This window comes from Paraburkholderia nodosa, assembly GCF_001718195.1.
GTDB classification, from domain to species: Bacteria; Pseudomonadota; Gammaproteobacteria; order Burkholderiales; family Burkholderiaceae; genus Paraburkholderia; species Paraburkholderia nodosa_A.
In genome coordinates this window covers 146456-167879 of the sequence record NZ_MCNV01000006.1, presented here as the reverse complement: position 1 = coordinate 167879, position 21424 = coordinate 146456, and the positions used below count along the sequence as shown (strand labels likewise).

The 21424-nt window shown below is 66.1% G+C and carries 12 protein-coding genes; 5 read left to right on the top strand and 7 right to left on the bottom strand.

Going from position 1 to position 21424, the window contains the following annotated elements; all coding sequences use genetic code 11:
• Window positions 1-242: 242 nt before the first annotated feature.
• Complete coding sequence (locus BFD71_RS13420; RefSeq protein ID WP_069264442.1) at window positions 243-2003, top strand: AMP-binding protein; 1761 nt, start codon at window positions 243-245, stop codon at window positions 2001-2003.
• 744 nt (window positions 2004-2747) lie between these two features.
• Here the strand turns inward: BFD71_RS13420 and BFD71_RS13415 are convergent.
• Window positions 2748-3560, bottom strand: a complete 813-nt coding sequence (locus BFD71_RS13415; protein ID WP_069264440.1) for a transporter substrate-binding domain-containing protein — start codon at window positions 3558-3560, stop codon at window positions 2748-2750.
• 224 nt (window positions 3561-3784) lie between these two features.
• On the opposite strand from BFD71_RS13415, the gene hemE reads away from it, so the two are divergent.
• Both hemE and BFD71_RS13405 read left to right on the top strand, forming a co-directional pair.
• Entirely contained in the window at window positions 3785-4876 is a 1092-nt protein-coding gene (hemE, locus tag BFD71_RS13410; RefSeq protein WP_069264734.1) for a uroporphyrinogen decarboxylase, read from the top strand.
• Between the two features lie 417 nt (window positions 4877-5293).
• Window positions 5294-7549 (top strand): primosomal protein N', encoded by a 2256-nt coding sequence (locus BFD71_RS13405; RefSeq protein WP_069264437.1) that lies wholly within the window; start codon window positions 5294-5296, stop codon window positions 7547-7549.
• 72 nt (window positions 7550-7621) lie between these two features.
• Here the strand turns inward: BFD71_RS13405 and BFD71_RS41425 are convergent, their stop codons facing one another.
• Window positions 7622-7771 carry a hypothetical protein gene (locus BFD71_RS41425; protein ID WP_176732877.1) on the bottom strand — a complete coding sequence of 50 codons (150 nt, stop codon included), beginning with the start codon at window positions 7769-7771 and terminating at the stop codon, window positions 7622-7624.
• 290 nt (window positions 7772-8061) lie between these two features.
• Between BFD71_RS41425 and putA the strand changes: the two genes are divergently transcribed.
• Both putA and BFD71_RS13395 read left to right on the top strand, forming a co-directional pair.
• Window positions 8062-12006: a trifunctional transcriptional regulator/proline dehydrogenase/L-glutamate gamma-semialdehyde dehydrogenase gene (putA, locus tag BFD71_RS13400; RefSeq protein ID WP_069264435.1), complete on the top strand. Its 3945-nt coding sequence runs from the start codon at window positions 8062-8064 to the stop codon at window positions 12004-12006.
• A 97-nt stretch (window positions 12007-12103) separates the two neighbouring features.
• The gene (locus tag BFD71_RS13395) at window positions 12104-13252 is read left to right on the top strand and encodes a branched-chain amino acid ABC transporter substrate-binding protein (protein ID WP_069264433.1); all 1149 of its coding nucleotides are present in this window, start codon (window positions 12104-12106) and stop codon (window positions 13250-13252) included.
• 123 nt (window positions 13253-13375) lie between these two features.
• Here BFD71_RS13395 and BFD71_RS13390 read toward each other — a convergent pair whose 3' ends face one another.
• The 5 genes from BFD71_RS13390 to gcvH form a co-directional block, all read right to left on the bottom strand.
• Window positions 13376-15094, bottom strand: coding sequence for a thiamine pyrophosphate-binding protein (locus tag BFD71_RS13390; RefSeq protein ID WP_069264431.1), 1719 nt, complete (start codon window positions 15092-15094; stop codon window positions 13376-13378).
• Window positions 15095-15168: 74 nt separating this feature from the next.
• Window positions 15169-16557, bottom strand: coding sequence for an L-serine ammonia-lyase (locus tag BFD71_RS13385; RefSeq protein WP_069264429.1), 1389 nt, complete (start codon window positions 16555-16557; stop codon window positions 15169-15171).
• Window positions 16558-16654: 97 nt separating this feature from the next.
• The gene (locus BFD71_RS13380) at window positions 16655-17833 is read right to left on the bottom strand and encodes an alginate lyase family protein (RefSeq protein ID WP_083245235.1); all 1179 of its coding nucleotides are present in this window, start codon (window positions 17831-17833) and stop codon (window positions 16655-16657) included.
• Between the two features lie 136 nt (window positions 17834-17969).
• Window positions 17970-20954, bottom strand: coding sequence for an aminomethyl-transferring glycine dehydrogenase (gene gcvP / locus BFD71_RS13375; protein WP_069264427.1), 2985 nt, complete (start codon window positions 20952-20954; stop codon window positions 17970-17972).
• 72 nt (window positions 20955-21026) lie between these two features.
• On the bottom strand, window positions 21027-21407 hold the full coding sequence (gene gcvH / locus BFD71_RS13370; protein ID WP_069264425.1) for a glycine cleavage system protein GcvH: 381 nt from the start codon (window positions 21405-21407) through the stop codon (window positions 21027-21029).
• Window positions 21408-21424 lie beyond the last annotated feature (17 nt).

Here is a 21424-nt window from a genome sequence, read left to right as displayed (position 1 = left end):
GGGCGGGCACGGCCCAATGGCACCGCGATGAAAAACGCGGCATAAATGCCGTGAGCCACGGAGGTCGACCAAAACGCTCCGGCATACTTGACGTTTACGGAAAGGTAATGCCAAATCATGCGTTCGCAGCCGGCCCAGACCCTGCGGGTAAGACTTGATGCCGCCCCCAGTCAAGCCGGTGGCACAATGGTTTTCAAATTCATTTCAAACGCGGGAGTGACGCTCCCCAGGAGACAGCCATCATGGCAATCGACGCAGCAGGCGCGCGCGCCGCGCCCGGTGTACCTGAGCCGCTCATCGCGCCGAAAGACGGGCTTTCCTACGTGCGAGGCACGTCCGACGTACCGCTCAGCGACGCGACTCTCGGCACGTTCCTGCAGGAGACCGCCAACCGCTTCCCCGAGCGGCCTGCCGTGGTGTTCCGCGAGCAGGGCATCCGCTGGAACTGGCGCGAGTTCGCCGCAGAAGTGGACGTGCTCGCGGCCGGTTTTGCCGAGCTAGGCATCGTCAAGGGAGATCGCGTCGGCATCTGGTCGCCCAATCGCGTCGAATGGCTGCTCACCCAGTTTGCGACCGCGCGCATCGGTGCGGTGCTCGTCAACATCAATCCCGCCTATCGTCTTGCCGAACTCGAATACGCGCTGAACAAGGTCGGCTGCAAGGCGATCGTCTCGGCGGAGAGCTTCAAGACCTCGAAGTATCTGGAGATGCTGCAGACGCTCGCGCCCGAGCTTGCGAGCGCCACGCCCGGCCAGTTGCAGGCCGCTCGCCTGCCCGAACTGCGCGCGGTCGTGCGCATGTGCGACACGGCCACCGCCGGCATGCTCTGCTTCAGCGAACTCGTGGAGATGGGCCGCGAGCGCATTGCCCGCGACGGCACGGCGTGGCTCGACGCGATCAACGCGACGCTATCGCCCGACGAGGCCATCAACATCCAGTTCACGAGCGGCACGACCGGTAATCCGAAGGGCGCGACGCTCACGCACCGCAACGTGCTCAACAACGGACGTTTCATCGCCCAGGCGATGCGCCTCACCGAAGAAGATTCGCTTTGCATTCCGGTGCCGCTCTATCACTGCTTTGGCATGGTGCTCGCGGTGCTCGCGTGCGTATCCGTTGGCGCGAACATGGTGTTCCCGGGGGAGGCGTTCGATCCGCGCGCGACGCTCGAAGCCGTCTCGGAAGAGGGCTGCACGGCCTTGCACGGCGTGCCCACGATGTTCATCGCGGAGCTCGATCATCCGGAGTTCGCACGCTTCGATCTTTCGAAGCTGCGCACGGGCATCATGGCCGGCTCGCCGTGCCCGATCGAGACGATGAAGCGCGTGGTCTCCAGGATGCATCTCGCCGAAATCACGATCGCCTACGGCATGACGGAAACGAGCCCGGTGTCGTTCCAGAGCTCGACCACCGACCCGCTCGACAAGCGCACGACCACCGTGGGCCGCATTCAGCCGCATCTCGAAGTGAAGATCGTCGACGCGCTCGGCAATATCGTGCCGGTGGGCGAAACGGGCGAGCTGTGCACGAAGGGCTATTCGGTGATGCAGGGCTACTGGGGCGACGCGGAGAAGACGGCCGAGTCGATCGTCGATGGCTGGATGCATACGGGCGATCTCGCGACGATCGATGCCGAAGGCTACTGCAACATCGTCGGTCGCCTCAAGGACATGCTGATCCGCGGCGGCGAGAACATCTATCCGCGAGAGATCGAAGAGTTTCTGTTCCGCCACCCAAAGGTGCAGTCCGCGCAGGTGTTCGGCGTGCCCGATGCGAAGTACGGCGAGGAAGTGTGCGCGTGGATCGTGCTCCGCCCGGGCGAAGCGGCAACGGCCGAGGAGATTCAGGCATTCTGCCAGGGGCAGATTGCCCACTACAAGATCCCGAAGTACATCCGCTTCGTCGACGAACTGCCGATGACCGTGACAGGCAAGGTGCAGAAGTTCGTGATGCGCGCGCGCATGATCGACGAACTCAAGATCAACGAGCAGAAAACGGCTTGATACGAGGTTCGATGCAATGCCGCGGCGGACGATTCAAGGCGTCGCTGCGGCATTGCAGAACGCGCAAAAATAGTCGGGAAACCGAACGATCATTTGACGCTGGAGGGAGTGGGGGCAGAGCGATGCCTGTTGAATAACGAAACGTACAGGCGAAAAAAAAGCGGGCCTGGAGCCCGCTAAAAACCACACGCTACGGGGTTAGCGCGAGGAGACCAAAGGAGGAGCCGGGTCATGAAACGTCTTCGACGCCGGTCACGGCTCCAACAAGGATGCCCCTCGAGAGGGCTTCGGCATAGGGCCGACCGGCTGGTGTTTTGTGTCCGCTCACACTGGCACCGCGCCACATCCGTGTTGAAACCGTTGAAGGCATTGTGGGCGAATTAAGATAGGTTCGCGGTAACAAAGTGTTTCAGGTTGTAACGCCCGTCAGATAAGGCTCTGCGGCGCTTTTTGCCATCCTGAGCGTTTCGCGGAAGTCATTTTTACCGCTATTTTTCGAGGCTGCCTGACAGCCTTAATCGCAACTCGCGCGCGAGGATTCGAATCGCATGAAGGAAGGCCCACCGCATGGGCCTTTTTACGCATGACGCGTACGGTACAGATTTACCGGGTGCGCACATGCGCAATGCGTCGGCATTGCGCTCGCGCGTGGAATGCAAACTTTGCGTGCCTCGTGTGACCCCATGTTCTGCAACTCATCGTAGCAATTCGAAGGGCCATAACAATGCGGCGCGATTCAACACTTCACTTCAGCCACTTGTCGGAGATTGCCTGATATTCGCCGCTCGCGCGCGCAAGGTGCAGCCACTGATCGACATACTGCTGGAACACCACGTCGCCGCGCGGCACCATCCACGCTTTTTCGCCGTACTGAAACGGCTTGTCGGGATGCACCGAACACAGCCCCGGGTTGAGCTTCTGCTGCAACATGGTCTCGGAGGCGTCGGTCACCATGACGTCGGCCTTGCCCGCGAGAATCTGTTTGAAGATCGTCACGTTGTCCGGGTACATGATGAGATTCGCATTCGGCAGGAACTGCTTCGCGAAGCGCTCGTTCGTGCCGCCCGGATTCACGATCACGCGCACCGAAGGCTGGTTGATCTGCTCAACGGTCTGATACTTCTTGACGTCCGCGCATCGCACGATCGGCGTCTTGCCGTCGACCTGATAAGCCTCGGTGAAGAACGCGCGCTTCTGGCGCTCGAGCGTCGTGGAGACGCCGCCCACTGCAACGTCGCACTTCGCGAGGAAGTCGTTCATGAGGTTCGACCACGACGTCTTCACGAACTCGGCCTTCACGCCCAGCGACTTCGCAAGCGACTGGGTCATGTCGATGTCGATGCCTTCGAACGTGCCGTCCTGCCTGTAGAACGAGTAGGGCTTGTAGTCGCCGGTCGTGCAGGCGCGCAGCGTGCCGCGCGCGATGATTTCGTCGAGGCGCGACGGGGCCGTGGCGCTCTGCGCACCGTTGGCGGGGGTACCGGCGGACTGGCTCGTGGCGCACGCGCTCAGCAAAGCGGCGCTAACGATCGTCAGGCCGAGGGCGGCTTTTTTCATCGTGTCTCCAGATCTGGTTTTGGTTGATGTAATGTTTTGGAAAGCCGTCTGATGATAGTCCTCGCGTACGCGGCCGTTAAGCGCGGACTTACCTGGGTAGGCAGGCCTATACTTCAGTGGCATTGCGCTTTCTGATCCCGCCCATCAGGGGCATGACGCGACGGCCGCTCCGGTAAAATGGCCGCTTGCTTCCGAACCTTGGCGCGACTTCGCGCATCCAGCACGTGGCCCACACTCTCCTGAACGACACCTTCCTGCGCGCGCTGCTGCGCCAGCCGACCGAGTACACGCCGATCTGGCTGATGCGCCAGGCAGGCCGCTATCTGCCGGAGTACAACGCCACGCGCAGCCGCGCGGGCAGCTTCCTCGGCCTCGCGAAGAATCCCGATTACGCGACGGAGGTCACGCTCCAGCCGCTCGAGCGCTATCCGCTCGACGCCGCGATCCTGTTCTCCGACATTCTCACGATTCCGGACGCGATGGGCCTTGGCCTCTCGTTCCAGGCGGGTGAAGGGCCGAAGTTCGCGCACCCCGTGCGTACCGAAGAAGACGTGGCGCGGCTCGCCGTGCCGGATATCGGCGCGACGCTCGGCTACGTGACCGACGCCGTACGCGAAATCCGCCGCGCGCTCACCAATGCAGAAGGGCACCAGCGTGTGCCGCTGATCGGCTTCTCGGGCAGCCCTTGGACGCTCGCCTGCTACATGGTCGAAGGTGGCGGCTCGGACGACTTCCGCACGGTGAAGTCGATGCTGTACGCGCGCCCCGACCTCATGCAACGCATTCTCGAAGTGAACGCGCAGGCGGTGGCGGCCTATCTGAACGCGCAGATCGAAGCCGGTGCGCAGGCCGTGATGATCTTCGACACCTGGGGCGGCGCGCTCGCGGACGGCGCGTACCAGCGCTTCTCGCTGGCGTACATCGCGCAGGTCGTGGCGCAGCTCAAGCGCGAGCACGACGGCGAGCGCGTGCCCGTGATCACCTTCACGAAGGGCGGCGGCCTCTGGCTCGACGAAATCGCCAATACGGGCGTGGACGCCGTTGGCCTCGACTGGACCGTCAACCTCGGGCGCGCGCGCGAGCGCGTGGGCGAGCGCGTGGCGCTGCAGGGCAACCTCGACCCCACGGTGCTGTTCGCTTCGCCGGCCGCGATTCGCGAGCAGGCGCGTGCGGTACTGGACAGCTTTGGCGCGCACCCGGGCCACGTGTTCAACCTCGGCCACGGCATTTCGCAGTTCACGCCGCCCGAAAGCGTGGCCGAACTCGTGGACGAAGTGCATCGCCACAGCCGCGCGATCCGCGCGACCGGTGCGTGACGTTTTTGATGCGCCGCACCAAGCTGGGCTCCGGGCGTCAGGGTATGACCGGGCTCAAGAGGCCATCCAGACGCCATCGCGGTCCTGTCAAGACTTGACTTATACACACTTGCCTCGTTGCGGCGCGCAAGAGGGAAAGGTTGTCGCAGGCGCCCGTTCAGGTCTGCGCAGAATCAATCAGACCCTTGACAGACAAGGCTTTCGGCGCTCCACGGCGCTGTGTGCGGTATCCCACATAACGACGACACGCGGGCGCGCTGCGGCGGCGCCCGGGAAGTTCTCAACAAAGTTATCCACAGGCGCAGATTCGGGGGCGCGATTGTTCTGCGGAATCCAAAACTTAGCGCGAAATCTCAAGTATTACTTGAGGTTTGCATGTCTGTGCGGTGGCGTACGGAACTTCCCTAGGAGTAAGGCATGACAGGGCAGTACGTGCGCGTGGCGCTGGACCATCCACTGGATGCGCTCTACGACTATCGCTATGGCTTCGACAGCGCGCCGGAGCCCGGTATGCTCGTGCGCGTGCCGTTCGGACGTCGCGACGTCGTCGGCCTGATCTGCGAAGTGACCACTCACAGCGACGTGCCCGCGAACAAGCTCCGCGACGTAAGCGCGGTGTGCGCCGCCTGTCCGCCGCTTTCGGCGCAATGGCTCGCGCTGGCTGGCTTTGCCGCCGACTACTATCAGCGGGGCCTGGGCGAGGTCGCGTTGCCGGCGCTGCCACAGGCGCTGCGCGATCCGTCGCGCTGGGCGCGCCTGCTCGCCCCCGAGGAGCGCTACCGTCTTTCGCCGCAAGGGCGCGCCGAGTTGCCCGACGCGTTGCCGGCGCGCGCCCAGGCGCTGCGCCGTCTCGCGCAGGCGCTCGTTGATGCCGGCGAACTCGACGCCGCCGCGGCTCGCGCGCTGCATCCGAAGGCGATTGCGACGCTCGAGGCCTGGTGCGAAGCGGGCTGGGTCGAGCATGAGTCCATTGCGGTCGGCGCGGCCGCCAGTGCAGCCCACAGCGCCGCGCAGACGGCCGCCATGGTGGACGTCCCGCGCCTGAGCGACGAACAGGCCGAAGCCGTGGAAGCCATCGGCGAGGCGAGCGGGTTCGCGCCCTTCCTGTTGCACGGCGTGACGGGCAGCGGCAAGACCGAGGTCTATCTGCGCGCGCTCGCGGCGCTGCTCGAGCGCGACCCGGGCGCCCAGGCGCTCGTGCTGGTCCCGGAAATCAATCTCACGCCGCAGTTCGAGGCGGCGTTTCGCACGCGCTTCGCGGCCACGCTCGCCGACGAGGCCATCGTCACGCTTCACAGCGGCCTCGCGGAAGGCGAGCGCGCCCGCAACTGGCTCGCGGCACACACGGGCCGCGCGCGCATCGTGCTCGGCACGCGGCTCGCGGTGCTGGCCTCGCTGCCGCGTCTCTCGATGCTCGTGATCGACGAGGAGCACGACCCCGCCTACAAGCAGCAGGAAGGGCTGCGCTACTCGGCGCGCGACCTCGCGGTATGGCGTGCGAAGCAGCTGGGCGTGCCGGTCGTGCTCGGCTCGGCCACGCCGTCGCTCGAAAGCTGGTGGCAGGCCGAGCAGGGCCGCTACACGCGCCTCACGCTCTCGCGCCGCGCAATTGCCGACGCGGTGCTGCCCACCGTCAAGCTGATCGATCTCGAAGAGGAGCGCCGGCGGGGCCGCGCTTCGTTCGAAGGGCTCTCCGGGCCCCTGGTCGCGGCGATGAAGGCGCGCCTCGAGCGCGGCGAGCAGAGTCTCGTGTTCCTGAACCGTCGCGGTTATGCGCCTACGCTCGCTTGCGACGCCTGCGGCTGGGTGGCGGGCTGCCCGCGCTGCAGCGCGTACGTCGTGCTGCACAAGCCCGAGCGCGCGCTGCGCTGCCATCACTGCGGCTGGGAATCGCGCATTCCGCATTCGTGCCCGGAGTGCGGCAACGTCGACATCGCGCCGATGGGGCGCGGCACACAGCGCATCGAGGAGGCGCTCGCGAGCGCGGTGCCGGGCGCGCGGGTGCTGCGCATCGACGCCGACAGCACGCGCCGCAAGGGCAGCGCGCAGGCGCTCTTTTCCGACGTGCACGCGGGCGAGGTCGACATCCTGGTGGGCACGCAAATGATCGCGAAGGGGCACGACTTCCAGCGCGTGTCGCTCGTCGGCGTGCTGAACGCCGACAATGCGCTCTTTTCGCACGATTTCCGGGCGAGCGAGCGCCTGTTCGCGCAGTTGATGCAGGTGAGCGGACGGGCGGGGCGCGCCGGCCTGGCTGGCGAGGTGCTCGTGCAAACGCGCTATCCGCGCCACGCGCTCTATCACGCGCTGGCGCGCCAGGACTACGTGGGGTTTGCGAATACGCAGGTCGCGGAGCGGCGCGACGCGCACCTGCCGCCGTTCGTCTATCAGGCGCTATTGCGCGCCGAGGGGCGCACGCTGGACGTGGCGCTGGCGTTTCTCGCCCAGGCCGCAGAGGCGCTCACCGCGATTCCGGGCGCCGAGCGTGTCATGGCCTACGACGCGGTGCCGCTCACCATCGTGAAGGTGATGAACGTGCATCGCGCGCAACTGCTCGTGGAAAGCCAGTCGCGTGCCGCGCTGCAGGCAACGCTGCGCGCATGGCAGCCCGCGCTGCGCGCGTTGCGCGGCGTGCTGCGCTGGAATCTCGAAGTCGATCCGCTCGATATCTAGCCGCGGACAGCCGCCGCCATGGCCCCGTTGCCGCAACAGCGGGGCCACCGGTATCAACTTCCCGTTTCTTCCTTACTGGCCGACCGTATCGGCCGCATCCCTGCGCGCCGCGCGCTTCAAGCTCATGCGGCGTTCATCCGGCGCCGTCGCGCCGCGCATGAACAGCACGGCGCACGTGGCGCACAACGTCCAGATCCCTGCAATTACCAGCAGCTTTTCCATTTTTCGGTCCCTACGCACTTTCTTGTGATCAACAACCCCCGCTCTGTTTGTATAACGGCACGGCCGCGGAATCGATTAGGGTTGTCGAGCGTGTTGCTGGGCCAGGGAAAATACCGAGCGCGACCCGCGCGGCCCGGTGGGCGGTCATCGGCCGCAAACCCAGGCTGCACAAGGCCTCAACCGTGGTGCAACCATTTTGCGAGAGTGGTTGCACCTTTTTATTGGTAGGGTTACGATTCGCCAACTTTTTGGTCACCGCCGGTGCGGGTCTGCCGGCATATGAAGGAAACATGGCTAGCACCACACTTGGCGTCAAAGTCGACGATCTCCTCCGCTCGCGCCTCAAGGACGCCGCCACGCGGCTCGAGCGCACGCCGCACTGGCTCATCAAGCAAGCCATCTTTGCCTACCTCGAGAAGATCGAGCACGGCCAGTTGCCTCCCGAACTCAATGGTCATGTCGGCGCGACCGATCTCGCGGAAGGTGCTACCGCTGACGACGACGAAGCGGCGTCGCACCCGTTCCTCGAATTCGCGCAAAACGTGCAACCGCAGTCGGTGCTGCGCGCGGCCATCACGGCCGCGTACCGCCGTCCGGAGCCGGAGTGCGTGCCATTCCTGATCGGTGAAGCGCGCCTGCCGGCCAACCTCACGGGCGACGTGACGAAGCTCGCCACGAAGCTCGTCGAAACGCTGCGTGCGAAGGGTACCGGCGGCGGCGTGGAAGGCCTGATCCACGAGTTTTCGCTGTCGAGCCAGGAAGGCGTGGCGCTGATGTGCCTCGCCGAAGCGCTGCTGCGCATTCCCGATCGCGCGACGCGCGACGCGCTCATCCGCGACAAGATCAGCAAGGGCGACTGGAAATCGCACGTGGGCCACGCGCCGTCGCTGTTCGTGAACGCCGCCACCTGGGGCCTCATGATCACCGGCAAGCTCGTCACGACGAACAGCGAGACGGGTCTGTCGTCGGCGCTCACGCGCATGATCGGCAAGGGCGGCGAGCCGCTGATCCGCAAGGGCGTGGATATGGCCATGCGCCTGATGGGCGAGCAGTTCGTCACGGGCGAGAACATCTCCGAGGCGCTGGCCAACAGCCGCAAGTTCGAAGCGCGCGGTTTCCGCTACTCGTACGACATGCTCGGCGAGGCCGCGACGACGGAAGCCGATGCCCAGCGCTACTACGCATCGTACGAGCAGGCGATCCACGCGATCGGCAAGGCCGCGGGCGGCCGCGGCATCTACGAAGGCCCCGGCATCTCGATCAAGCTCTCCGCGCTGCACCCGCGCTACTCGCGCGCGCAGCAGGAACGCACGATGGGCGAGCTGCTGCCGCGCGTGCGCGCACTCGCCGTGCTCGCTCGCCGCTATGACATCGGCCTCAATATCGACGCCGAAGAAGCCGACCGCCTCGAACTCTCGCTCGACCTGCTCGAAGCGCTGTGCTTCGATCCGGAACTCGCGGGCTGGAACGGCATCGGCTTCGTGGTCCAGGCTTACCAGAAGCGCTGCCCGTTCGTGATCGACTACATCGTCGATCTCGCGCGGCGCAGCCGTCACCGCATCATGGTGCGCCTCGTGAAGGGCGCGTACTGGGATACGGAAATCAAGCGCGCCCAGGTGGACGGCCTCGAAGGCTATCCCGTGTACACGCGCAAGATCTACACGGATGTCTCCTACCTCGCCTGCGCGAAGAAGCTGCTCGGCGCGCCGGATGCCGTGTATCCGCAGTTCGCCACGCACAACGCGTACACGCTCTCGGCGATCTATCACCTCGCGGGCCAGAACTACTATCCCGGCCAGTACGAATTCCAGTGCCTGCACGGCATGGGCGAGCCGCTGTACGAAGAAGTCACGGGCCCGCTCTCGCAGGGCAAGCTCAACCGTCCGTGCCGCGTCTACGCGCCGGTCGGAACGCATGAAACGCTGCTCGCGTATCTCGTGCGGCGTCTGCTCGAAAACGGCGCGAACACGTCGTTCGTGAACCGCATCGCCGATGCCTCCGTGCCGGTCGCCGAACTGGTCACGAACCCCATCGACGACGCTGCCAAGGTCGTGCCGCTCGGCGCGCCGCACGCGAAGATTCCGCTGCCGCGCGAGCTGTATGGCAACGAGCGTTTCAATTCGATGGGCCTCGATCTGTCGAACGAGCATCGTCTCGCGTCGCTCTCGTCGGCGCTGCTGGCGAGCGCGCATCATCCGTGGCGCGCCGCGCCGATGCTCGCGGACAGCGAGATCGCAGACAGCGCCGCACGCGACGTGCGCAATCCCGCCGATCATCGCGATCTCGTCGGCACCGTAGCGGAAGCGACGAGCGAGCACGTGAGCGCCGCGCTCTCGCACGCCGTGGCCGCCGCGCCGATCTGGCAGGCCACGCCCGTCGAAGCGCGCGCGGATTGCCTCGCACGCGCCGCCGATCTCCTCGAAGCCCAAATGCATACGCTGATGGGCCTGATCGTGCGTGAAGCGGGCAAGTCGCTGCCGAACGCCGTGGCCGAAATCCGCGAAGCGATCGACTTCCTGCGCTACTACTCCACGCAGATCCGCGAAGAGTTCTCGAACGACACGCACCGTCCGCTCGGCCCGGTGGTATGTATCAGCCCGTGGAACTTCCCGCTCGCGATCTTCATGGGCCAGGTGGCCGCCGCGCTCGCAGCCGGCAACACGGTGCTCGCGAAGCCCGCGGAACAAACGCCGCTGATCGCCGCGCAAGCGGTGCGCATCCTGCGCGAAGCCGGCGTGCCGGCGGGCGCGGTGCAACTGCTGCCGGGCAACGGCGAAACCGTGGGCGCGGCGCTCGTCGCCGATCACCGCACGCGCGCGGTGATGTTCACGGGCTCGACCGAAGTCGCGCGCCTCATCAACAAGACGCTGTCCGAGCGCCTCGATTCCGAAGGCCGCCCGATTCCGCTGATCGCCGAAACCGGCGGCCAGAACGCGATGATCGTCGATTCGTCGGCACTCGCGGAGCAGGTCGTGGCCGACGTGCTGCAAAGCGCGTTCGACTCGGCCGGCCAGCGTTGTTCCGCGCTGCGCGTGCTGTGCCTGCAGGACGACGTGGCCGACCGCACGCTCGAAATGCTCACGGGCGCGATGAAGGAACTCGCGGTGGGCAATCCCGACCGCCTCTCGACCGACGTCGGCCCCGTGATCGACATCGACGCGAAGCGCGGTATCGATACGCACGTGGCAGGCATGCGCGAAAAGGGCCGCAAGGTCCAGCAGATGCCGACGCCAGACTCCTGCGCGCAAGGCACATTCGTGCCGCCTACGCTCATCGAGCTCGACAGCCTCGACGAACTCAAGCGCGAGGTGTTCGGCCCGGTGCTGCACGTGGTGCGCTATCGCCGCAGCCAGCTCGACAAGCTGCTCGAGCAGATCCGCGCAACGGGCTACGGCCTCACGCTCGGCATTCACACGCGTATCGACGAAACGATCGCGCACGTGATCGGCCGCGCGCACGTGGGCAACATCTACGTGAACCGCAACGTGATCGGCGCGGTGGTGGGGGTGCAGCCGTTCGGCGGCGAAGGTCTCTCGGGCACGGGTCCGAAGGCGGGTGGCGCACTGTATCTGTCGCGTCTGCTCGCGAAACGTCCGGCCGGTTTGCCGAAGTCGCTCGCCGATGTGCTCGTCGTCGACGCGCCGCAAGCGGCTGACGGCAACGGCGCGCCGCAATCGGCACAGGCTGCGCTCACGACGCTGCGCGACTGGCTCATCGCCGAGCGCGAGCCCGCGCTCGCGGCACGCTGCGACGGCTACCTCGAATACGTGCTCGCGGGCGCCACGGCGGTTCTGCCGGGCCCGACGGGCGAGCGCAACACCTACACGCTTTCGGCGCGCGGCACGGTGCTGTGCGTGCCGTCGACGGCCACGGGCGCCCGCGCACAACTCGCCGTTGCGCTCGCAACGGGCAACCGCGCGCTGTTCCAGGGCGCGGCAGGCGAAGCGCTGGTGAGCGCGTTGCCGGCGGCACTGAAGGCGCACGTAGCGATCAAGAAGACGGCGGATGCCGACTTCGATGCGGTCCTCTTCGAAGGCGACAGCGACGAGCTGCTCGCACTCGTGAAGGAAGTGGCCAAACGTCCTGGCCCGATCGTCTCGGTGCAGGGCGTGGCAGCGCACGCGCTCGCCAACGGCGATGAAGATTACGCTCTCGAACGACTGCTCGCGGAACGTTCGGTCAGCGTGAATACGGCAGCAGCGGGCGGTAATGCAAACTTGATGACGATCGGTTAAGCACCAGCCATACTGTCGGTCGTCTCAAGACAAGGAAGCGGCAAGGTCCATTGAAATCCGAAGCCGCTCGTTCGATACCTGGTACCAAGGAGAAGCAATGCAACACACGATGAAGCAGCTGGCAGGCGCAACGCTTGTTGCCGCCCTGTCGCTGGCGGGGACTGCGCAGGCACAACAAGCCGAAGACGTAAAGATCGGTTTCGCCGGTCCGATGACGGGCGCGCAGGCGCACTATGGCAAGGACTTCCAGAACGGCATCACGCTCGCAGTCGAAGACATGAACGCGACGAAGCCCGTGATCGGCGGCAAGCCGGTTCACTTCGTGCTCGACTCGGCCGACGATCAGGCCGACCCGCGCACGGGCACGACGGTCGCGCAGAAGCTCGTCGACGACGGCATCAAGGGCATGCTCGGTCACTTCAACTCGGGCACGACGATCCCGGCTTCGCGCATCTACGCGAACGCAGGCATCCCGCAGATCGCCATGGCGACGGCGCCTGAGTACACGCAACAAGGCTTCAAGACGACGTTCCGCATGATGACCTCGGACACGCAGCAGGGTTCGGTCGCCGGCACGTTCGCAGTGAAGAACCTCGGCTTGAAGAAGATCGTCGTGATCGACGACCGCACGGCCTACGGCCAGGGTCTCGCCGACGAATTCTCGAAGGCTGCAAAGGCTGCCGGCGGCAACATCATCGACCGTGAATACACCAACGACAAGGCCGTCGACTTCAAGTCGGTCCTGACGAAGGCGAAGGCGATGAACCCCGACCTGGTCTACTTCGGCGGCGCGGATTCGCAAGCGGCACCGATGGTCAAGCAGATGAAGTCGCTGGGCATCAAGGCTCCGCTGATGGGCGGCGAAATGGTGCACACACCGACCTTCCTGCAGATCGCGGGTGACGCGGCGAACGGCACGGTGGCGTCGCTCGCCGGCCTGCCGCTCGACCAGATGCCGGGTGGCAAGGACTACGTCACGAAGTACAAGAAGCGCTTCGGTGAAGACGTGCAGACGTACTCGCCGTACGCCTACGACGGCGCCATGGCGATGTTCGACGCGATGAAGAAGGCCAACTCGACGGATCCGGCGAAGTACCTGCCGTTCCTCGCGAAGACCAGCATGCCGGCAGTCACGACGTCGGACCTCGCGTACGACACGCGCGGCGACCTGAAGAACGGCGGCATCACGCTGTACAAGGTCGTCGACGGCAAGTGGACGACGCTGCAAAGCGTGGGCGGCAAGTAAGCGCCCGAGCTTTAGCTGAAGTCAAAAGCCCCGCAGAATCGAAAGATCTGCGGGGCTTTTGTTTGTGCGCTCACTGCTGCTCGTCCAGCGCGACAGGTGAGCTTGTTCAGGATTCCTTTTCAGTCATTCTCCGCGCATTTTCTTGCCCGATTCGCGAATCTGTTCGAGCGTGGCCGCAGGCGTGCTCGCTTCCTTCGTCACACGGATCTCGATCAGCGCGGGCTTGCCTGCCGTGAGGGCACGCTCCAGCGCGGGGGCGAATTGCGCCGTGGTCGTGACGACTTCGCCGTGCGCGCCGAACGACTGCGCAAACGCCGCGAAGTCGGGGTTCGTGAGCTGCGTGCCGTGCACGCGGTTCGGATAGTGGCGCTCCTGATGCATGCGGATCGTGCCGTAGTGCGCGTTGTTCACGACGATGAACACGACATTCAGGCCGTACTGCATTGCCGTGGCGAGTTCCGACGACGCCATCATGAAGCAGCCGTCGCCCGCGAGCGCAACCACGGTGCGCGAGGGGTATTGCGACTTCGCGGCGATCGCGGCGGGCACGCCGTAGCCCATCGCGCCGCTCGTGGGTGCGAGTTGCGAGCGGAAGTGGCGATACGCGAAATGGCGATGCAGCCACGTTGCGTAATTGCCCGCGCCGTTCGTGACGATCGCATCGTCGGGCAGGCGCGCGCGCAGTTGCTGCATGACTTCGCCGAGCTGCACGTCGCCGGGCATCGGCAGCGGCTTGCGCCATGCGTGCCACGCCTCGTGTGCTTCTGCGGCGCTGCCGGCCCACGCGGGTTGAGCGGGCGCCGGGAGGGTTGCGAGCAGCGCCGCGAATTCCGCGAGGCCCGAAACGATTGGCAGATCGGCTGCGTAGACACGGCCGAGCTCCTCCGCGCCCTGATGCACGTGGATGAGCGTTTGCTTCGTTTTGGGAATGTCGAAGAGCGTGTAGCCGCCCGTCGTCGATTCGCCCAGACGCGGACCGAGTGCGAGCAGCACGTCGGCTTCGCGGATGCGCTTCGCGAGCGCCGGATTGATGCCGAGACCCACGTCGCCCGCGTAGTTCGGGTGATCGTTGTTGAGCGTGTCCTGAAAGCGGAACGCGAGGCCGACGGGCAATTGCCAGTTCTCGACGAAGCGCTGGAAGTCCGCACAAGCCTGCGGGTTCCAGCCATGGCCGCCTGCGATCACGAACGGCTTTTTCGCGCCCGCGAGCAGATCGCGCACGCGCTCCATCTGCGCGGCGGAAGGCGACGCCTGCACGCGCTGCGCGCTCGGCGCGATGGGCTGCGCTTCGGACGCGGGAATCGCGCCGCTCAGCATGTCTTCGGGCAGCGCGAGCACGACGGGACCCGGCCGTCCCGACATCGCGACATGGAACGCGTGGCTCAGGTATTCGGGCACGCGGCGCGCGTCGTCGATCTGCGCGACCCACTTCGCCATCTGGCCGAACATGCGTCGATAGTCGATTTCCTGGAACGCCTCGCGGTCCATCTGCTCGCGCGCGACCTGGCCGATCAGGAGGATCATCGGCGTGGAGTCCTGGAACGCCGTGTGCACGCCAATCGAGGCGTGCGTGGCGCCCGGCCCGCGCGTGACGAGCGCGATGCCGGGCCTGCCCGTGAGCTTGCCGATCGCTTCCGCCATGTTCGCCGCCGCTGCCTCGTGACGGCACACCACGGTTTCGATCCTTGCGGTTTCGTCGGACAAGGAATCGAGCACCGCAAGATAGCTCTCGCCCGGTACGCAAAACACGCGCTCGACGCCATTGGCGACGAGCGCATCGACGACGAGGCGAGCTCCGGTGGTAGTGGCTTCGGTGGTGGCGGATGCGTTCGGCTGCTGCATGGCGGTCAAGTCTCCTTCAATCGTTACGTGAATACGTTCGGATGCTTCAGGCAAGGCGACAGCGTTTCAGCGAATCAGCACTCGACGATGTTCACCGCGAGGCCGCCGCGCGAGGTCTCCTTGTACTTCGTCTTCATGTCGGCGCCGGTCTCGCGCATCGTCTTGATCACCGAGTCGAGCGAGACGTAATGCGCGCCGTCGCCGCGCAGCGCCATGCGCGCGGCGTTCACGGCTTTCACCGAGGCCATGGCGTTGCGTTCGATGCAGGGAATCTGCACCATGCCGCCCACGGGGTCGCAGGTGAGGCCGAGGTTGTGCTCCATGCCGATTTCGGCGGCGTTTTCCACCTGCAGCGGCGTGCCGCCCAGCACCGCGGCGAGCGCGCCGGCGGCCATCGAGCAGGCCACGCCCACTTCGCCCTGGCAGCCCACTTCGGCGCCCGAAATCGACGCGTTGAGCTTGTAGAGAATGCCGATGGCGGCCGCGGTGAGCAGGAAGTCGATCACACCCTGTTCGTTCGCGCCCGGCGTGAAGCGCACGTAGTAGTGCAGCACGGCGGGGATGATGCCCGCTGCGCCGTTGGTCGGCGCAGTCACGACGCGCCCGCCCGCGGCGTTTTCCTCGTTCACGGCGATGGCGTACAGGTTGATCCAGTCGATCATCGAGAGCGGATCTTGCAGCGCGCGCTCGGGGTTGCTGGTCAGCGCGCGATGAAGTTGCGGCGCACGGCGCTTCACCGCGAAGGGGCCGGGCAGCGTGCCGTCGGCGTCGGGATTGTTGATGCCGCAACCGCGCGATACGCACGACTGCATCACGTTCCAGATGTGCAGGAGACCTGAGCGGATCTGCTCGTCGCTGTGCCAGACGCGCTCGTTTTCGAGCATCAACTGCGCGATGCTCTTGCCCGTCGAGGCGCACAGCGCGAGCATCTCCGCGCCCGTGGTGAACGGATTCGGCAATTGCTGGGCCGCCGCGAGCACCTTCGTGTTCGGCGCGCCGGCCGTGACGACGAAGCCCCCGCCTACCGACAGATACGTGCTTTCGCGCAGCGTGTCGCCGTTCGCATCGAGCGCGCGCAGCTTCATGCCGTTCGGGTGTTCGGGCAGCGCCTGGCGATAGAACGCCACGTGCTCCTTGGGAACGAACGCGATGGGATGGCGGCCGAGCAGCGCGAGCTGGCGCGAGGTGCGCACGGCTTCGAGACGCTCGCTGATGGTGTCGGGATCGACGGTGTCGGGCGCGTCGCCCATGAGGCCCAGCATGACGCCGCGGTCGGTGCCGTGGCCCTTGCCGGTGGCGCCGAGCGAGCCGTACAGCTCGACCTTCACGGCGGCGGTGCTCGCAAGCAGACCGTCGCGCTCGAGTCCTTCGGCGAACATCAGCGCTGCGCGCATCGGCCCGACCGTGTGCGAGCTGGAGGGCCCGATGCCGACTTTGAAGAGATCGAAAACGCTTACTGCCATGGGTACTGCTCCTGCTTGTCTGACGTTGGTTTGTAGGGATGCGGCGCGTTCGGCGGCATCGTTATTTCCCGTGCCGCCGCCGCATCCCGCGCGCGTTTTACCGCGCCGGCAACGGCAGACAGACGGCGAGCCACGCGGGCGGCGTGGGCGCGAGTTTCAGCGCGACTGGTGCAAAGCGGCCGTCGAGTCGCGCCGCGAGGTGAAACAGTTCGGCGGCGTTTTTGGGGTCCCACTGGCCGGTGTAGCCCGGCAGGCCCGCTTCGCGCCGCTTCGCGTCGAACGGTACGTTCGAATGCACGAATTCGTCGTGCGTCTTCTGGCCGAGCGCATACGGCGTGAGCCAGTCGAGCGCGCCCGCGAGCGTCGCGCCGTTGGCCGCGCGTTCGATCAGCCAGTTGCGGTTGTGGCGGCGCGCGGCGAGCGCGGCGGTCACGAGCGGCTGCAAATCGTAGGTCACGTAGTGCAGTGCATCGCGCTCGGAGAAGTCGAGTGTCGAGCCGTCGGGCGCGACGTTGTCGCCGAGATGCTCGACGAAGAGCCGCTGCGCCGTCGCGATCATCTTGCGGTTGTCGAGCGTGAACGCGATCATCGCTATCAGTTTGACCCGATGGCTCTGCCAGTTGTTCGCAAAATTTCCCTTGAGCGGGCGCGGCTGCGCGTCGATCTGCGCGATATAGCCGGTCGCGAAGCTGTTCAGGAACTGCATGGTCGCGTTGCGCGTTTTCACGGGCAGCGCGCTCGCGGTCATGTCGTAGGCGAGTATCAGCCCCTCGAAACGCGTTTCGTCGATGGGATTGAAGCTCGGCTTGTACGTGGTGACCCAGGCGAGCAGAAAGCGGTCCACGAGCTTCAGGAAGCGCTCGTCGCTCGTCGCGCGCCACGCGAGCGCGGCGTTGCGCATGAGGTCGAGTTCCTTCGCCGCCTCGACGCTCTGGTCGTAGATGCCCTCGTGCGGCAGCGTGCCCTCGGTGTGCAGGCGCGGCAGCGGACGCGGCGTGTCGTTCACGTGCGTCAGCACCTCGGCCACGAGCGCCTTCACGCCCGGATCGGAGTTGGTGCGCTCGCTCGATTGCAGCGCGGGGGCCGCGCAGAAGTTCATGGCCGCGTGGGCCGTACCGGCGAAGGTGCCGGCGAAGGTGGCGCAGGCCAACGCCAGCGCGGCGGCAAGGCGCTGCGGGCGGCGTTGCAGCGCACCGCGCCCGTGCCGGGCTTGCCGGACCGAATTCCGCGTTGCGGCATGCGGCAAGTCCCGCACCGAGTCCCGCAATGGAACCATTCGCACCTTCCGCGCCATGCGCGACTCCCTGATTCAAGGCTGACAGGTGTGTGATGTTAGCGGTTTGCGGCGGCAAATGTGAGAGGGATGACCGCCGCCGCGTGAGCCGAAGGTCACGCGGCGGCTTCACAAGGGCTTATTCGCCGGCGGTTTCGTCTGCATGTTCGCCCGCATATTCGCTAAGCGGCACGCACGAGCAGAACAGGTTGCGGTCGCCGTAAGCGTTGTCGGCGCGGCCGACCGGCGGCCAGTACTTGCGCGCGACGAGCGATGCGACCGGGTAGGCGGCCTGCTCGCGCGAGTAGGCGTGCTTCCAGTCGTCGGCGACCACCACGGCGGCCGTGTGCGGCGCGTGACGCAGCGGGTTGTCTTCCTTGTCCGCGCGGCCGTCTTCCACGGCGCGGATTTCCTCGCGGATGGCAACCATTGCGTCGATGAAGCGGTCGAGTTCCTCCTTCGACTCCGACTCGGTCGGCTCGACCATCAGCGTGCCCGGCACCGGGAAGCTCATGGTCGGGGCGTGGAAGCCGTAGTCCATCAGGCGCTTGGCCACGTCGTCCACGGTGATGCCGCTTGCATCCTTGATGGGGCGCAGGTCGAGAATGCACTCGTGCGCGACGAGCCCGCCCGGGCCGCTGTAGAGCACCGGGAAGTGCGGCGCGAGCTTGTTCGCCACGTAGTTGGCGTTGAGGATCGCGTTTTCGGTCGCAGCGGTCAGGTTGGCCGCGCCCATCATGGCGATGTACATCCACGAGATCGGCAGGATCGAGGCCGAGCCGTAAGGCGCCGCGCTCACCGCGCCGATGCCGTGACCCTTATCGGTCGAGCGCTTGTAGCCCGACGAAAGCTGGTTCGGCAGGAACTGCGCGAGGTGCGCGCCCACTGCGACCGGACCGACGCCCGGGCCGCCGCCGCCGTGCGGAATGCAGAAGGTCTTGTGCAGGTTCAGGTGCGAGACGTCGCCGCCGAACTGGCCCGGCGCCGCCAGACCCACCATGGCGTTCATGTTCGCGCCGTCCACGTACACCTGGCCGCCCGCCGCGTGCACGATCTCGCAGACTTCGCGCACGTTCTCTTCGAACACGCCGTGCGTGGACGGATACGTGATCATGATCGCCGCGAGCTTCGCCGCATGCTGCGCGGCCTTGGCCTTGAGGTCGGCGAGATCGATGTTGCCTTGCGCGTCGCACGCGACCACGACCACCTGCATGCCGGCCATCTGCGCCGATGCGGGGTTCGTGCCGTGCGCCGAAGCGGGAATCAGGCAGACGTTGCGATGCGCTTCGCCGCGCGAGGCGTGGTACGCCTGGATGATGAGCAGACCCGCGTATTCGCCCTGCGAGCCTGCGTTCGGCTGCAGCGAAACGGCGGCGTAGCCCGTTGCGGCCACGAGCATCTGTTCGAGCTGATCGACCATCTCGCGATAGCCAACCGTTTGCTCCGCAGGCGCGAACGGGTGGATGCGGCCGAACTCGGGCCACGTCACCGGCAGCATTTCCGAGGTCGCGTTGAGCTTCATCGTGCACGAGCCGAGCGGGATCATCGAGCGGTCGAGCGCGAGGTCCTTGTCGGAGAGGCTGCGCAGGTAACGCAGCATTTCCGTTTCCGAATGGTGACGGTTGAACACCGGATGCGTGAGGTACGCGCTTTCGCGCGCCAGCGCGGCCGGGAACGTCAACGCGGCGGCTTGCGTGAGTTCGGCGTCGAGCTTGTCGACCGACGGCGCTTCGCCGGCGAACGCGGCTTGCGCGAACACGGCGAGCAGGTCGGCCAGATCGGCGCGCGAAGTCGTTTCGTCGACGGACACGCCCACACGCGTCTCGCTCACGTGGCGCAGGTTCATGCCGCGCACGAGGGCCGCGTCGTGGAGCGCCTGGGTGCGCGGGCCGGCTTCGAACGTGAGCGTGTCGAAGAACGCTTCGTTCACGAGCGTGTAGCCCAGTTGCTTCGCGCCCGCGGCGAGGATCGCGGCGACGCGGTTCACGCGTTGCGCGATGCGCTTCAAGCCTTGCGGGCCGTGGTAGACGGCGTACATGCTCGCCATGATCGCGAGCAGCGCCTGTGCCGTGCAGACGTTCGACGTCGCTTTTTCGCGGCGGATGTGCTGTTCGCGCGTTTGCAGCGCGAGGCGCAGCGCCGGGTTGCCTTGCGCGTCGATGGTCACGCCGACGAGACGGCCCGGCATCTGGCGCTTGAATTCGTCCTTCACCGCGAGGTAGGCGGCGTGCGGGCCGCCGAAGCCCATCGGCACGCCAAAGCGCTGCGAGTTGCCCACGGCCACGTCCGCGCCCCATTCGCCCGGCGGCGTGAGGACGGTGAGTGCAAGCAGATCGGCGGCGGCGATCACCGCGCCGCCGGCTGCGTGCACGGCTTGTGCGAGCGCGCGGTAGTCGCGCACGTCGCCGTTCACGCCCGGATATTGCAGCAGCACGCCGAAGGCACCTGTGGTTTTGGCAACTTCGGCCGCTTCAGCGGCCGGACCGACCTTCACCTCGATGCCGATCGGCTTGGCGCGCGTCTTCACGACTTCGATGGTCTGCGCCAGCACGTCGTCGGCGACGAAGAACACGTTCGACTTCGACTTGCCCACGCGCTGTACGAGCGTCATGGCTTCGGCGGCGGCAGTGGCTTCGTCGAGCAGCGACGCGTTCGAGATCGCGAGGCCCGTCAGGTCGGTGATCATCTGCTGGAAGTTCAAGAGGGCTTCGAGGCGGCCCTGCGAGATTTCCGGCTGGTACGGCGTGTACGCGGTGTACCACGCCGGGTTTTCGAGCACGTTGCGCAGGATGACGGCCGGCGTGTGCGTGTCGTAGTAGCCCTGCCCGATATAGGAGCGGAACACCTGGTTCTTGTCCGCGAGCGCGCGCAGGGCGGCGAGCGCCTCGGCTTCCGAGCGCGGCTGCGAGAACGGCCCGAGCGGCAGCGTCTCGTTGCGGCGGATCTTCGCCGGAATCACCGCATCGATCAGCGCGGCGCGCGAGGCGAAGCCGAGCGCGTCGAGCATCGCCTGCTGGTCGGCCGTGTCGGGGCCGATGTGGCGGGCGGCGAAAGCGTCGTGCGCTTCAAGTGCAGCAAGCGAGAGCGGGGAGTTCATCAGACGATCCGGGTGTTCGAGCTTCATAGGGATTCCTGCGGGCGCGGGCGGCGTTCTGAGCGCGCCGCCGCGCCATGGCGGTTAAGGCAAGGTTGCGATTTACGCGCCGATCGCCTTTTCGTAGGCGGCGGCGTCGATCAGCGAGTCGAGCTTGGCGTCGGCGGCGGGCTTGATCTTGAAGAGCCACGACTCGTACGGCGCGCCGTTCACCTGGTCGGGCGTGTCGACGAGCGACGTGTTCGCTTCGATGATTTCGCCTGCGACCGGCGCGTAGATGTCCGAGGCGGCCTTGACCGACTCGATCACGGCAACGGCGTCGCCGGCCGTGACGGCACGGCCCGCTTCAGGCAGTTCGAGGAAGACGATGTCGCCGAGCGCTTCCTGCGCGTGGTCGGTGATGCCGATGGTCAGCGTGCCGTCGGCTTCGGTGCGGATCCACTCGTGCGATTCGGTGTATTTCAGTTCGGCCGGGATGCTCATGGTTGCTCCAGTGCGTG